Below are 13,594 nucleotides of genomic sequence, written 5' to 3'. Positions count from 1 at the left end.
CCCATAGCTTCGTGACGAGCTAAGTTCTCCCATTCGACAGCGTTCCTGGAGGCGCTTTGGGGCGCGCGAACGAGGACCAATCCAAGAACCAATCGTTTCGCGGGACGTTGAGTCCGCGATGTCAGACGCTTTTGATTATTTCCGAGCGCACGCGGTCCGAGCCCTTTGCAAGGCCCGGGCGATGCCGCGCGGACGAATGAAACATCTGCAAACCGTCGTGGCCCGGATCTACCACCTGCTGACCAAGGAGGCTGCGCATGGGCCCAACCTGCAGCACATGGACGACTTCCGGGCAGCCCAGAAGCTCGAGAAGTCGATCGACTGAACTGCAATGACGGTGACGCTGCACGCCCTCCCCCGACGCGCTCAGCTCCCTTTGGGAGCGGTCCTTGACTGCGACCCTGCAAGCCCGGGATTGATGGCCAGCGACGCGCCGGCGGCGCCGCCGGCTTCATAGGCCGTCATCGACACCATCCGGCTGCTGCTGCGCTGGGTCCGCATCTTCAGGTCGAGCTTGTCGAACTCCGCATCGACCACCGACGTCTTGAGAACCACCAGCCCGCGGCCGGTGCTTTCGTTGATGTGATCGCGACTGGCCTTGATCGCCACCAGCCTGTCCGCGATGGACCCCACCATCCCGAGCGCGAAGGAGGCATTGGCCAGATGCCGCTCCTGGTGCCGGAACCTGCTGTAGTCGACCGAGGTCTTGAAGCGGCCGAGCTCGGCGCGGACGGCGCCGTCGATCAATTCGGCCAGATAATGCGCGACCTCGATGTCCGCGCCGAGGCCGAAGAACACATAGCTGCTCTCGCCGGCCGTGTTCTTCTCGCGCCAGACCCGACAATCGCAGAAACGAGCGATCGCCCCGATGCAGTCGTCCAGGGGAATTCGCTTCTTGCGAAAAGTCTCGTAGACCTTCCGCTCGCACGGCGACGCCCGCAGTTCGACGTCGGACAGCGACAAATCGTGGCGATCCAGCAGTTCGGCGACCTTGGCGGCCGCAGACAGCGCCTCGTCCTCGGTGCAGCCATTGGCGATGGTCTTGGAACGCAACGCCTGAATGCGGAGCTTCAGCTTGTCGAGTGCAGCTGGATTGGATGTCTGATTCACCGATCACCTGTCCGGGTAAACCCGACGGATAGAACCCGGTCGGATAGACCGGCGGAAGGGGTCTCTTGTCAACTGTATTGATCTTCGACTTTTTTCGAACGGACCTCACTCCTTCTACGTGCGGTGCACGACCTCGCGGCACTGACCATAGAATGCAGAGACGAGGCTTCACTACAATCGCGCTCTCGCTCGATTTCCACCGCAACTGACAAATCACTGTCGGGAGCAGACCACCACAAGCCGAACGGGGTTGCGTGAGCGCCTTGGCTTTGGCGGCGTCGTCGTGTTCACAGTATTTCGAGCTTGCAGCCAGCCGGCTTTGATCCCTGCGCTTGTTGAGGTTAGCCGCAGCAGAGTGGTGGATTGAAGGACGCACTGATCAAGGCCGTCGATCGGTTTTGTGCCGCGACACATAGGGACTGGACCCGCTGTTAAGGTTTAGCGGTCAGGTTAACCCCAGCGAACGTTTGGCTGAGAGCGTCGAACTCGATATGACCTCGAATAGAGGAATATTCGAATGTCCAATAGAACCGCATTTCAAACTGCAGATGCAGACGAGCCCCACAACTTTTTTGATCTCGTCATTCCCCTCACCTTCAGCGCTGTAGCCCTCCTGGCCACAGCTGTTTCGCTGGAGGCGATTGGGTTCATCGCTTGGCAGCCATCCACCTTTCTGGTTGCCTATATCTTTGACTGACGCGATTGGCTGGCATGAGCGAATTCGAAGGCCTCTCTGACCACTTCATTCTGCGGATGCACGAGTTCATTCGCCAAGAGGTTCAAGCAGATAGGCTAGCCGGCGCGCGTTTTGTCGGATTGCCAGCGAGGCTGCGCGCGGAAGCTCTTGCACGGGAAATCGAGCGACGCTGGGCTGGTACGTAGACTTCCCAGATTCCGGAGTCGCTACCGCCACAGCCGGCGCGTGACGTTGAACAACGCCGCAAGCGGGACGCCCACCAACACACCCAGCATGCCGTACGATGTGACCAGCAGCGCAGCGCTAAGCGGCCCTGCGCTTTTCGCAAATCCGTAAGCTGCGCCTAAGCCTCCCAGCGTCACGGCAAAGACGACCATATTGCGGTCGTTGCGCGCCTCGATGTTATAGATCGGGGGCCTTTTGCGGTGAAGAACGGGAGGACCGAACGGCACCTTCGAGCCGCAATTTGGACAGGCCGACGCACTCGGTGAAACCGGGTGGTCACAGTCGTGGCAATCGATCAGCTTTTTGGTCTGTCCCATGCCGCAAATCGTAGCGGCGGAGCGGCCAGTCCACAAGTTCGGCAGCTACTCCCAGCACACCGTCCTGCATGACCACAGCAGGGCCGCTCTGATCCTCCAGCATTCTCCGCGCTTGACCGGCTTGAAAACCTGCGCGCCGCGCGGAAGGTTGACCAGCTCGGGACCTTTCTCGCCCACCATGGCGAGTCCACTCGGGGCCGAACTGGTGCCGCTTGCGAACATGGGAATGGAGAGGCCGCCCGCTCCGGCGCCGAGAGCGGCACCAGACCACGTGGGCACGCTGCTGGAGCCCGCGCTGCCACCAAGCCCAAGCAACGAACCCAACCGTTTTAGATCAAGCGCTTCTTCGACACAGAAAGACGGATTAGGGCACTATTGGACTAGGAGGTGGCGGAAGGGGTGCCGGTCAACCTCGCTGAATCGCTCGTCTTTTCCACCTGCGCCGAGAACAATCTACGGTCCTATCCACGGTTAGTCTCGCAACCTCACGGCCGAAGTTTTCGGCCATCTTAAGCAGCGCGCCGGCCTCGCCTCGCACCCTGCTCTCCTCCACCAGGTCGCGGCACAGTCGCTCCATTGCCGGGAGTTCGTCGGTGTTGTGCTGATCTCGCCCCATGCGGGCGATCAATCATGAACGTATTCGTCGGCGCAGCAGCAGCCTCCGTAGCCAGCATGCCTCTAGAAGCGCTGGCCTCGCCGCTTCCAGCCAGCGTGCCAAAGCTTGCCTTCGATGGCTCCCAATGCGGCGACGCAATGCGCGAGGCCTATTACAAGCTCGATGAAGCGAACGAGGCCTTGAAGCTGACGGCTGCGGACTTCCAAAGGGTATGGAAGGCTTGCGGCGAATGGCAAAAAGCCAATCCGCAGCCGGGCGCCCACCGCGCTCACAAGAAGTATTGCCGGCGCTACGATAAGCACATGGACGAGATCAACTATGATGCGGTCTTCGATGCGCATCAGAAGGCGCGCGACGCCTTCAAGGCCGCACAACTTGCCTTGGCGAACGTCAAGGTCCGCGACCTTGCCGAATTGTGCCTCAAAGCTTGCATGATCTATGTCTTTGAGGACGTCAGGCAGCCGCACCTACGCCATGTCGATCCGGTGATTTCAGTTTCCGTCGCGATGGATCTGGCCGCAATGGCTGCCCCGACGAAGGGCGAAGCCTGAGCCTCCAGGCCCGCCGGTTCACGGCGGGCCCGTTGTTCTCCGGGCGAGAACAGATTGCGCTAATAATAAATCTTCGTTTGTTCCTTGCGCGTGTATTTATAAGCGGAACACGTAGAAGTACGTTGCCTTAGTTGGCGGCCGTATGCGCCGGTTCACGCTGGCGGGCCTTTGCGAACCCATCGTTACGTTGGCTTTCGCAAGCTCGTGGAGCTCAGCCATTGCTGAATATGCAGCGCGTTCTCACTGAGCTGCGCGGCCTTCAAAAGAGCTTCCCGCTTTGGCCCCGGAGGCGTTGCTTCGGCCCGGGTTCGAGCGGCGCTCGCCATTTGAGTTAGGCGTTCAGTGAGAGAAGGGATGAGCTTGACCATAGATGGCTCCGCGTATTTGGCGGGAGCACGTGGCTCTCAGTCACCGATATATGCCGTGATGGGCCGGTGATCGAATTACTAGGCGCCGGTTCCGCAAGAATAGATAGTCAATTCGCCGTAGGTTCTCGGCCCTTCAGAGGACCCCTGTTGCCTCACCTGGCGGCCCTTCGCGCCGCCTCAACATGGCGGGGCTTTCCTGTAGTTGCCGGCGATCTCCAGCAGCGCCGCGCGCTCTACCGGATCGTCAGTCTGGGCCGCCAACGTGCGGCAGATTGACTCAATGTCGGGCTCGCGATAGCGCGCGCTGATTGTACGTTCGATTGTGCGCTGGAGCCAATCTACAAGTCTAAGTAGCTGATTTTGCTGGTGTTTTGGCGGAAGGGGTGGGATTCGAACCCACGGTACCCTTGCGGGCACGCCGGTTTTCAAGACCGGTGCCTTAAACCACTCGGCCACCCTTCCAAGTTCGGAATTGCTGTCGCTTAACGCAGTCGACGGCGCATGGCAACGCGAAGTTGGCGCCCGCCCCTTCCCCGGCATCGGATCTGTCAGGCGAGCGTCAGCCTGTTCCCTTACCCTATGCCCTCTCGGCGATCCCGGACACTGGCGACATCTCCCAGGGCGTCGCCGGTTGCGAGGCCCGGTTTGGAGTCGCCTCCGTTTCCGGGCCTCGTTTGCTGGCTGCAAAGAAAAGCGGCGCTCCCGTTGGGAGCGCCGCTTGAATTCTTCGTAAGCTAGCTTGGCTCAGTACCCGCAGGAGGCACAGTTCATCTGCACCGGGGCGTAATAGGAATAGCCCGGCTGGACCATCTCGACGCGCTGGCGCGTGGCGTATTGCGGCGGGATGCGCTCGTACTGGACGCTCGGCGGCGCCACCATCACGGTCTGCGGCACCATCACGGTGCGGTACTGCGCCGGTGCGCGGTGCGCCACGACGGAGCCGGGCGACACCATCACGGTCTCGTCGACGGTGCGGTATTGCGGCTGCACGTATTGCTGCTGGTAGCAGGTCGTGCACGGCGGCGGCGTGTAGCAATTGTAGCAGCCGGCGGAAGCCGCGCCGGTCATTGAAATCGCAGCGACGACTGTTGAGAAAACGACAGCGAGAGTGCGAGACATTATTGTGGTGCCCCAATTGCCCGAAACGGATTTGCGAAGATCGATGGCAGTATACGCCGCAAAATTCTGAGCTGCCGAAGTTCATCGGGGCATCCTTAATGCAAACGGCCGGCTTGCGCCGGCCGTTCAGAACTTGTTGACCATGCGCGATGCGTGATGCTTGCGATCACACCCGCACGTGACGCACTTACTTCGAGCGCCGCTTCACCTCGCGCACCGCGCCGCGCGCGGCGCTGGTGGTGAGCGCGGCGTAGGCCTGAAGCGCGGTCGAGACGTTGCGCTTGCGGCCGATCGCCTGCCATGCGGCATCGCCCTTCGCCTCTTCCACGGCGCGGCGCCTGGCGAGCTCCTCGTCGAAGACCTCCAGCGTGATGCTGCGGTTCGGGATGTCGATGGCGATGCGATCGCCGGTCCTGACCAGACCGATGTTGCCGCCTTCGGCCGCTTCCGGCGACAGATGGCCGATCGACAGGCCCGACGAGCCGCCCGAGAAGCGTCCGTCGGTGACGAGCGCGCAGGCTTTGCCGAGGCCCATCGATTTCAGATAGCTGGTCGGATACAGCATCTCCTGCATGCCGGGACCGCCGCGCGGGCCTTCATAGATGATCACCACGACCTCGCCGGCAACGACCTTGCCGCCCAGAATGCCTTCCACGGCGGCGTCCTGGCTTTCGAATACGCGGGCGGGGCCGGAGAATTTCAGGATCGAGGCGTCGACGCCGGCGGTCTTCACAATGCAGCCGTCCTGCGCGAGATTGCCGTAGAGCACGGCGAGGCCGCCGTCCTTGCTGAAGGCGTGCTCGAGGTTGCGGACCACGCCCTTCTCGCGGTCGGTATCGAGCTCGTCGTAGCGGCGCTCCTGGCTGAAGGCGACCTGGGTCGGGATGCCGCCGGGCGACGCCCGGAAGAAGGTGCGGACAGACTCGCTCCTGGAGCGCTTGATGTCCCAGCGCTCCAGCGCGTCGCTCATGGTCGGCGCGTGCACGGTCGAGACCGACGTGTCGATCAGGCCGGCGCGGTCGAGCTCGCCCAGGATGCCCATGATGCCGCCGGCACGATGCACGTCCTCGACATGCACGTCGGCAACCGACGGCGCGACCTTGCAAAGGACAGGCACGCGGCGCGACAGCCGGTCGATATCCTGCATGGTGAACTTGACCTCGCCTTCATGGGCGGCGGCGAGCAGATGCAGCACCGTGTTGGTCGAACCGCCCATCGCGATGTCGAGCGTCATCGCGTTCTCGAACGCCTTGAAGTTCGCGACATTGCGCGGCAGCACGCTAGCGTCGTCCTGCTCGTAGTGGCGGCGCACGATATCGACGATGGTGTGGCCGGCCTCGACGAACAAGCGTTTGCGATCGGCGTGGGTTGCGACCACCGTGCCGTTGCCGGGGAGCGCAAGGCCAAGGGCTTCAGTGAGGCAGTTCATCGAATTGGCCGTGAACATGCCCGAGCACGAGCCGCAGGTCGGGCACGCCGAGCGCTCGATCACCTTGACGTCCTCGTCGCTGACCTTGGAGTCGGCGGCTGCGACCATGGCATCGATCAGGTCGACCGCCTTGGTCTTGCCCTGCAGCGTGACCTTGCCGGCCTCCATCGGTCCGCCCGAGACGAACACGGCGGGGATGTTGAGCCGCAGCGCCGCCATCAGCATGCCGGGGGTGATCTTGTCGCAGTTCGAAATGCAGACCATGCCGTCGGCGCAATGGGCATTGACCATGTACTCGACGCTGTCGGCGATCAGCTCGCGCGACGGCAGGCTGTAGAGCATGCCGTCATGGCCCATGGCGATGCCGTCGTCGACCGCGATGGTGTTGAACTCCTTCGCCACGCCGCCGGCCTGCTCGATCTCGCGGGCGACGAGCTGGCCGAGGTCCTTGAGATGGACGTGGCCGGGCACGAACTGGGTGAAGGAATTGACCACCGCGATGATCGGCTTGCCGAAATCGCCGTCCTTCATGCCGGTCGCGCGCCAGAGGCCGCGGGCGCCCGCCATGTTGCGGCCGTGGGTGGTGGTGCGGGAGCGATAGGCTGGCATGGCGGTTTCCGTCCTCGGGTTTGGCTGGCCGGGCGCGGCAAAATTTCGAAGCCGCCTCAGGCCTTTCCGGCCGGATAGCGCACGGGGGGAACGCGCGCAACGGGAACTTGGGCCGGACAGGGCTCCCCTGCTCCCGGCGCGTGGGCACCGGCGGATCTGCGCCGTCATGCCCGGGCTTGTCCCGGGCATCCACGTTCTTGATGCGGAAAGGTCGTGGATGGCCGGGACAAGCCCGGCCATGACGGAATTATTGCAGTTCGGGATCGAGCCGGTCGGCGATCACGGAGACCGGCAGCGTGGTCACGACGATGGTGGTCGCCGGTGCCGGCATGATGAGGGCCACATGCGCTCGCGCGCTTGCATTGGTTTCAGGCAACCGCGCGTGCAGGCGCATGCGCCGCGAAAATTCAAGCGCGATGAAATCCGTAGTGATCCGGAATGGAATCCTATTCCGATGTCGCGTACATCGCGGTACATCGATCGGCGGCCTTCCAAGGGCATCACCCTCTGATCGCGCACCACGGGGTTGGGGGACCACATGGGGCGGGGGGATCAAAGGCTGGGGCAAGGTTACGAGGTCCGGACTCCTAGGCACTCCGGACCTCGGGACTTTCTAGTTTGAACGTGATTTCGCGCCGCCGGTTTGATCAGCCGTGCGGCGCGAAGTCGTTTTGGCGTCGTTATGCCGACACGGCGCTAGCGTGTCTGCGGCTCGATCGTCACCGTGCAGTCGCCCTGCCCTTGCGTCGCGACCACGATGTTGCCCGCGGGAGCGCCGAGGGCGATCGGCGCGGATGAGCCGCCGCCGGGCATCTGGACAGTCACGCTCAGGGAGTCCGTTCGCGCGGTCGAGCCCACGGTCGAGGGTTCTGCCTGGGCCACATTACCCGAGGCGTCACGCCGCATGATCTGGCAGTTCACATTGCTGCCCCCGGCGGCCGCCATGCTCGATGAGGTGCCGCCGCTCATCTGGGCGCGGGCTCGTGAGGGATCGCGGGGCACCTGGCTGACGATGCGATGCGTCCGCGGCTCCACAATGACGACGTCGTCGCCCGTCGAAAAATATTCGTAGTCCCGATACTCGGGCTCGATCGCGACGATCTCGGGCGGAAGCCTGTGGAGGCGCACGCGCGAGGGAATGGTTTCACCGACCCGGATCGAGATGTTCAGATTACGCTCCGGCTCCGCCAGGCGTGCGCGGCTCACCGTTTCGGAGATCCGCACCTGCTTCTCGGACGTCACCTGGGTCTGCTGATTGGCCTGCGTGTTGGTCTGGGGCGTCTGATTGGCTTGATTGGTCTGCGTGCCTGAAGTGGCAGGCGCGGTCTGCGCATTGTTGGTCGGGGCCGTCCGGTTCGTGTCGGTCGCTGTGGCCGGTCGGTTGTTCTGTTGCGCCGGCTGCTGCTGCTCGGCCGCGTTGCGCGGCGGCTGGGTCTGGTTGCGCTCGTTCTGGTTGGCCGCAGCTCCCGTGCGCTCGTTCTGCTGGCCAGACGTGCCGGACTTGGACTTCTCGGACTCGGCCGTTGATTTCTGCGGCGCGGACTTGTCCTGCTTCGTCTCGGCGCTGTTCTTGCCGTCGCGTCCCGGTTTCGGGCTCTCCGCCTCACGGTTGCGATCGCGCGAAGGCTCACGAGATTCCTGGGCCTGATCCTTCGACTTCGGCTGGCTGCGCTCGGCAGAACTGGCCGGCTGGCGCTTGTCGTCACTCGCGTCCTGCTTGGCAGCGCCGCCCTTCTCCTCGCGGCCCGCACCCTGCAATCGCTCCTGGGCGCCCTGCGCGCGCTCTTGAACCCGTTCTTGGGCGCCGCCGCGTTGCGGCCCGGCACCTTTCGCCGGCTCCTCGGTCCGTCTCGGCTCGTCCCTTCGCTCACCGGGCGCCTGGGCGTAGGCGAAGCCGGAAGCAAGCATCAGTCCGATAGCCGCGGTCGATAACATCAAGTGCTTGCGCATGGTCCCTCTCCTGGAAAATTCGCAACGACAGACGCGAACGTTCTGTGGGTGCGAAGGTTCCTGATCAGGAACGAGGGCTGATCACGCGGGTCTCACATCGGGTCCTTCAGCGTGAGCCGCGCCGTGAATGTCACGCTGGTCTTGCCAACCAGCGCCATGCCTTCGACTTCGGCGCCGTCGGCGGAATAGTCGCCGGAAAAGCCGCAGGTCACTTCCCTGCCGCCGAACGCGAGCGGCTTGCCGACGGCCTCGGTGTGCTGATTGACGGTCATGTCGCCGCGCCATTTCCCGTTCCGGAAGGTGTAGCTGCCGGTGTAGTAGAAATAGCTGTCGCCGCCCATGATGCGGCCATCGCAGAGCACGACGACGCCTTTGGCCTGGCCGCGCTTGCCGTCGCGCATCTCGATCTCAAAGATGTAGAGGCCGTTGAGGACCTTCTGTGGGTTGCCGCCCTGCTCGGGCCCATCGCCGGCCGACATCGCTCATCTCCCGTTCAAACCGGCACATTCCGCTCGAGATCTTCAAGCCACGCCGCAGCGCTCGAATCCGACGGCGCACGCCAGTCGCCGCGCGGCGACAACGAGCCGCCGGCCGAAACCTTGGGTCCGTTCGGCATCGCCGAGCGCTTGAACTGGCTGAAAGCGAAGAAGCGGCGCAAGAACACCTCCAGCCAGCGGCGTATTTCCTTGAGATCGTAGGCCTTGCGCTTGTCGGTCGGAAATGCCGGCGGCCACTCGCCCTGGGCAACGTCTTTCCAGGCCTGCAGCGCCATAAAGGCGATCTTGGACGGCCGCATGCCGAACCGCAGCGTGTAGAACAGGTTGAAATCCTGGAGCTCGTAGGGGCCGACCGAAGCTTCCGTGCTCTGCGGCTTCTCGCCCGGCTCAGCCGGAACCAGCTCCGGCGAGATTTCGGCCGACAGGATCGATCCAAGCGTTTGGTTGACGTCGTCGCTGAACTGCTTGGAAGCAATCACCCAGCGGATCAGATGCTGGATCAGCGTCTTCGGAACTCCGGCATTGACGTTATAGTGCGCCATCTGATCGCCGACGCCGTAGGTGCACCAGCCCAGTGCGAGCTCGGAAAGATCGCCGGTGCCGATCACGAGGCCACCATGATGGTTGGCGAGCCGGAACAGATAGTCCGTGCGCAGGCCCGCCTGCACGTTCTCGAATGTGACGTCGTAGACCTTCTCGCCCTTGCCGAAGGGATGGCCGATGTCCTTCAGCATCTGCGTCGCCGTGGTGCGAATGTCGAGTTCCTGCCAACTCGTCTGCAGCGCCGTCATTAGCCCCAGCGCATTGGTCTTGCTGTCGCTGCCGGTGGCAAAGCCCGGCATGGTGTAGGCGAGAATGTTCTCTCGCGGCAGGCCAAGAAGGTCGACGGCCTTGGCGGCGACGATCAAGGCGTGGGTAGAATCGAGTCCGCCAGAGACGCCGATAACGACGCGCTTGGTACCGGTCGCACGCATGCGCTGGACAAGGCCCGCGACCTGAATGTTGTAGGCCTCATAGCAGTCCTGCTCGAGCAGGCTCTCGTCGCTCGGCACGAACGGAAAGCGCTCGACCTTGCGCAGGAAGCCGATATCGGCGGCCGGGGGCTTCAAGGCGAAGCCGACTTTTCGGAAGAAGGCTTCGCGCTGCCGGCGATTGTCATCGAACGTACCCATCAGCGCGCGTTCCTGCCTGAGCAGGTCGAGATCGACGTCGGCCAGCGTGATCTGGCCGCCCTGCCGGAACCGCTCGCCCTCGGCCAGCAGCACGCCGTTCTCGTAGATCGAGGTCTGGCCGTCCCAGGCCAAATCCGTGGTCGATTCCCCTGCCCCTGCGGCGGAATAGACGTAAGCCGCGAGGCAGCGGGCTGAAGTCGATTGGCACAAGAGCGCGCGCGAGCGGGCGCGGCCGATCGTGATCGGGCTGCCCGAGAGATTGATCAGCACGCTCGCACCCGCGAGCGCGAGCTCGGAGGCCGGCGTCACCGGGATCCACATGTCCTCGCAGATCTCGACGCCGATGGTCAGGCCCGGAACGTCCTCGGCTGCGAACAGGAGGTCGACGCCGAACGGGGCATGCAGCCCGCCAAAGGCGACCATCTCTCCGACGATGCCGGCGCCGGAGGCGAAATGCCGCCCCTCGTAGAATTCGCGATAGGTCGGCAGGTAGCTCTTGGGCACCACGCCGAGGATCTTGCCGCGATGGATGACGACCGCGCAATTGTAGATCCGATTGCCAAAGCGCAGCGGCGCGCCAACGATCAGGACGGTCATCAGGGACGAGGATGCCTCGACGACGGCCACAAGCCCGCGCTCGACCGCATCGAGCAGCGGATCCTGCTTCACGAGATCTTCGATTGCATAGCCGGACAGGCCGAGCTCGGGAAACACGGCAACTGCCACCGACTGCGCGTGGCAGTCCTTCGCCGCCGCCAGAACCGCAGCTGCGTTGGCCGTCGGATCAGCCACATGAGAGGTGGTGACGCAGGCCGCCACGCGCGCAAATCCGTGGGCATAGATCGAGTGGAAACTCATCGAGCAAAGTCCCTTTGTCTCGTCGCGACCGGCCTCCGCCAGCTCTGGACTCCATTTAACCCATCGACATGGCCCCGTGCAGGTCATTCAACGGCATGCATAACGGATTTGCAGCTTCGCTGCCCGGCCGTGCCCTTGAGGCAGTCTCAGGCTCTGCGCGCCAGCATGCCGGGCAGATCGTCGCGCAGCCACTCGGCGATCCGGGGCCAGGCATGGGCGTGGGTCCGCGCGCCCATGAACAGGCCAAGATGGTTGCTGGGCTGGGAGGCCGCCGCAATGAAGGCCGGCGGTGTGCCGAGCAAGCCGGCGGTGGCGAGCGCCTGCGCAGCCGGCACGACGTCGTCATCGAGTCCGGCCAAAAGGAAGACCGGCGCCTTCACGTCCTTCAGATCAATCCCGCGGCCGAGTGCCGTGAACTGGCCGCGCGCGATCCGGTTCTCCCGGAAAATCCAGTTGACGATCTCGAGATAATAGGTGCCGGGCAGATTGAGGGGCTCGGCATTCCAGCGCTCGAAGCGCGCCAGCAGCGCCGCACCGTCCTCGCCGGAGAGGTCGCTCTGCAGCGCCGTCGCGATGTCGTCGCGGCTCGGTGCCTTCGACCAGACCCGCAGCATCTCTTCGCCGCTGACATTGCCGCCGCCGCGGGCGACGAGCTGGTCGTAGACCATCTCCGGCGCGTTGCGGGCGAGCTGCGACAGCCTGGAGTCAATGGAGAGGTCGACGGGCGCGCCAGCCAGTACCAGCCGCCGCACCTTGGCGGGAAAGCGCGCCGCATAGAGCAGCGAGAGCCAGCCACCCTGGCACAGGCCGACGAGATCGACCGGCGCGCCGATTTCGTCGATGGCGACGTTGAGATCACCGAGATAGCTGTCGATCGAGAGATAGCGCATGTCGGGTGCGGCCGAGCGCCAGTCGGTGAGATAGACCCGGTCGATGCCGCCATTTTGCAGGGACTGCACAACGCTGTGGCCGGGCGCGAAGTCGGCGATCAGGGCCCGGTGCAGCGCATAGGGCGCGCAGACCAGTGCCGGCTGGCCGGCCCCCGTCCGCGCGCAATTACCCAGGCGCATGGTCGCAAGCTCCAGCGCGACGGAGTTGGGCGTGGTCCAAGGCAGGCTGCTGTCGGCCAGCTCCGACGGGCCGCGCTCGAGCCATCCAAAGCAGGCGTCCATGGCAATCCGCGCCGCAGCGAACGGCCACAGCAGCGGGTCATCCGGGACCGGCTCCGGTGCGCGCAGCTGTTTGCCGGTCTTCTCCGCCATGGCTATCCCACGGTCCTCACAGGAAGGCCTCGAAGCTGACGAGCGAAATACCGCGCTCGCGAAAACTCTGATGGGTCGCGGCCACCGAGCCGTCGAGATCGATGCCGCGGCAGGCGTCCTCGATGACGGCGACCTCGAACCCGGCCTTGCGGGCATCGTCCGCCGAGAAGCGAACGCAGAAGTCGAACGCGAGGCCGGCGACGAAGACGGTGTTCAACTCGCGTTCGCGCAAATATCCGAGCAGGCCGGTCGGCGTTGTCCTGTCGTTCTCGAACAGCGCCGAATAGGAATCGATGCCGCGCCGAAATCCCTTCCGCACCACCAGATTTGCGCGGGTGACGTCGAGATCGCGATGAAATTCGGCGCCTGCGGTGCCCTGCACGCAATGGCTCGGCCACAGCACCTGGACGCCGTAGTCGAGCACGATGGTCTGGAACGGCTGTTTGCCCGCATGGTTCGGCGCAAAGGAGACATGATCGCGGGGATGCCAGTCCTGGGTCAGCACCACATTGGCGAATTTTTGGGCGATCCGATTGATGGCGGGGACGACCTTCTCGCCGCCGGGCACGGCGAGCGCCCCGCCCGTGCAAAAATCGTTCTGCACGTCGATGACCAGCAGCACGTCGCGGTCGGAAATCTTCATCGCAAGGTCCATTCCAGGCCATCCGCGCGAGCGGCGCCGAAGGCACGTCTGCAGTGTCGATCTTCCCGGGCTGCTTCGCAACCAACGAGAAGGTGCGGCGATCTGCGCGAATGCGCCCCGTCGGTCCCGGGATGCAACGGTTTGGGCTGATGCGTGTTGACTAGATCCACC

General features: G+C 63.9%; 12 protein-coding genes and 1 tRNA gene. 3 read left to right on the top strand and 10 right to left on the bottom strand.

Going from position 1 to position 13,594, the window contains the following annotated elements:
- Positions 1-118 precede the first annotated feature (118 nt).
- Positions 119-325: a hypothetical protein gene (locus BcanWU425_RS37550; RefSeq protein WP_204511200.1), complete on the top strand. Its 207-nt coding sequence runs from the start codon at positions 119-121 to the stop codon at positions 323-325.
- A gap of 41 nt (positions 326-366) precedes the next feature.
- On the opposite strand, the gene BcanWU425_RS21105 is transcribed toward BcanWU425_RS37550, so the two are convergent.
- Positions 367-1,110 carry a DUF7168 domain-containing protein gene (locus BcanWU425_RS21105; protein WP_204511201.1) on the bottom strand — a complete coding sequence of 248 codons (744 nt, stop codon included), beginning with the start codon at positions 1,108-1,110 and terminating at the stop codon, positions 367-369.
- A 517-nt stretch (positions 1,111-1,627) separates the two neighbouring features.
- On the opposite strand from BcanWU425_RS21105, the gene BcanWU425_RS21100 reads away from it, so the two are divergent.
- Positions 1,628-1,807 (top strand): hypothetical protein, encoded by a 180-nt coding sequence (locus BcanWU425_RS21100; protein WP_085385231.1) that lies wholly within the window; start codon positions 1,628-1,630, stop codon positions 1,805-1,807.
- 206 nt (positions 1,808-2,013) lie between these two features.
- On the opposite strand, the gene BcanWU425_RS21095 is transcribed toward BcanWU425_RS21100, so the two are convergent.
- Complete coding sequence (locus tag BcanWU425_RS21095) at positions 2,014-2,349, bottom strand: hypothetical protein (RefSeq protein ID WP_204511202.1); 336 nt, start codon at positions 2,347-2,349, stop codon at positions 2,014-2,016.
- A gap of 630 nt (positions 2,350-2,979) precedes the next feature.
- Between BcanWU425_RS21095 and BcanWU425_RS21090 the strand changes: the two genes are divergently transcribed.
- Positions 2,980-3,516: a hypothetical protein gene (locus BcanWU425_RS21090; RefSeq protein ID WP_085358631.1), complete on the top strand. Its 537-nt coding sequence runs from the start codon at positions 2,980-2,982 to the stop codon at positions 3,514-3,516.
- Positions 3,517-4,256: 740 nt separating this feature from the next.
- Here the strand turns inward: BcanWU425_RS21090 and BcanWU425_RS21085 are convergent.
- The 8 genes from BcanWU425_RS21085 to pncA all read right to left on the bottom strand — a co-directional run bounded on the left by BcanWU425_RS21085 (position 4,257) and on the right by pncA (position 13,435).
- Positions 4,257-4,346: transfer RNA gene (locus BcanWU425_RS21085), tRNA-Ser, on the bottom strand.
- A gap of 282 nt (positions 4,347-4,628) precedes the next feature.
- Positions 4,629-4,952, bottom strand: a complete 324-nt coding sequence (locus BcanWU425_RS21080; RefSeq protein ID WP_085385228.1) for a hypothetical protein — start codon at positions 4,950-4,952, stop codon at positions 4,629-4,631.
- A gap of 238 nt (positions 4,953-5,190) precedes the next feature.
- Positions 5,191-7,041 (bottom strand): dihydroxy-acid dehydratase, encoded by a 1,851-nt coding sequence (ilvD, locus tag BcanWU425_RS21075; protein ID WP_204511243.1) that lies wholly within the window; start codon positions 7,039-7,041, stop codon positions 5,191-5,193.
- Between the two features lie 696 nt (positions 7,042-7,737).
- The gene (locus tag BcanWU425_RS21070) at positions 7,738-8,991 is read right to left on the bottom strand and encodes a DUF1236 domain-containing protein (RefSeq protein ID WP_204511244.1); all 1,254 of its coding nucleotides are present in this window, start codon (positions 8,989-8,991) and stop codon (positions 7,738-7,740) included.
- Positions 8,992-9,083: 92 nt separating this feature from the next.
- Positions 9,084-9,470, bottom strand: coding sequence for a GrlR family regulatory protein (locus tag BcanWU425_RS21065; protein WP_204511245.1), 387 nt, complete (start codon positions 9,468-9,470; stop codon positions 9,084-9,086).
- A gap of 14 nt (positions 9,471-9,484) precedes the next feature.
- Positions 9,485-11,518: an NAD(+) synthase gene (locus BcanWU425_RS21060; protein WP_204511246.1), complete on the bottom strand. Its 2,034-nt coding sequence runs from the start codon at positions 11,516-11,518 to the stop codon at positions 9,485-9,487.
- A gap of 146 nt (positions 11,519-11,664) precedes the next feature.
- A complete protein-coding gene (locus BcanWU425_RS21055) occupies positions 11,665-12,780 on the bottom strand; it encodes an alpha/beta fold hydrolase (RefSeq protein ID WP_204511247.1) in 1,116 nt (371 codons plus the stop codon).
- Between the two features lie 16 nt (positions 12,781-12,796).
- Positions 12,797-13,435 carry a bifunctional nicotinamidase/pyrazinamidase gene (gene pncA, locus BcanWU425_RS21050; protein ID WP_018457894.1) on the bottom strand — a complete coding sequence of 213 codons (639 nt, stop codon included), beginning with the start codon at positions 13,433-13,435 and terminating at the stop codon, positions 12,797-12,799.
- Positions 13,436-13,594: the final 159 nt, after the last annotated feature.

This window comes from Bradyrhizobium sp. WU425 (assembly GCF_021052305.1).
In the GTDB taxonomy this organism is placed as follows: Bacteria; Pseudomonadota; Alphaproteobacteria; order Rhizobiales; family Xanthobacteraceae; genus Bradyrhizobium; species Bradyrhizobium canariense_D.
Note: the sequence above shows the minus strand (reverse complement) of the source record. Positions and strands in the feature narration are given on the sequence as shown.

What these genes read in the sequence shown, in the direction of transcription:
- BcanWU425_RS37550 (WP_204511200.1), top strand. Translation starts at nt 119, where the DNA reads ATGTCAGACGCTTTTGATTATTTCCGAGCGCACGCGGTCCGAGCCCTT.
- BcanWU425_RS21100 (WP_085385231.1), top strand. Translation starts at nt 1,628, where the DNA reads ATGTCCAATAGAACCGCATTTCAAACTGCAGATGCAGACGAGCCCCAC.
- BcanWU425_RS21095 (WP_204511202.1), bottom strand. Translation starts at nt 2,349, where the DNA reads ATGGGACAGACCAAAAAGCTGATCGATTGCCACGACTGTGACCACCCG.
- BcanWU425_RS21090 (WP_085358631.1), top strand. Translation starts at nt 2,980, where the DNA reads ATGAACGTATTCGTCGGCGCAGCAGCAGCCTCCGTAGCCAGCATGCCT.
- BcanWU425_RS21080 (WP_085385228.1), bottom strand. Translation starts at nt 4,952, where the DNA reads ATGACCGGCGCGGCTTCCGCCGGCTGCTACAATTGCTACACGCCGCCG.
- ilvD (WP_204511243.1), bottom strand. Translation starts at nt 7,041, where the DNA reads ATGCCAGCCTATCGCTCCCGCACCACCACCCACGGCCGCAACATGGCG.
- BcanWU425_RS21070 (WP_204511244.1), bottom strand. Translation starts at nt 8,991, where the DNA reads ATGCGCAAGCACTTGATGTTATCGACCGCGGCTATCGGACTGATGCTT.
- BcanWU425_RS21065 (WP_204511245.1), bottom strand. Translation starts at nt 9,470, where the DNA reads ATGTCGGCCGGCGATGGGCCCGAGCAGGGCGGCAACCCACAGAAGGTC.
- BcanWU425_RS21060 (WP_204511246.1), bottom strand. Translation starts at nt 11,518, where the DNA reads ATGAGTTTCCACTCGATCTATGCCCACGGATTTGCGCGCGTGGCGGCC.
- BcanWU425_RS21055 (WP_204511247.1), bottom strand. Translation starts at nt 12,780, where the DNA reads ATGGCGGAGAAGACCGGCAAACAGCTGCGCGCACCGGAGCCGGTCCCG.
- pncA (WP_018457894.1), bottom strand. Translation starts at nt 13,435, where the DNA reads ATGGACCTTGCGATGAAGATTTCCGACCGCGACGTGCTGCTGGTCATC.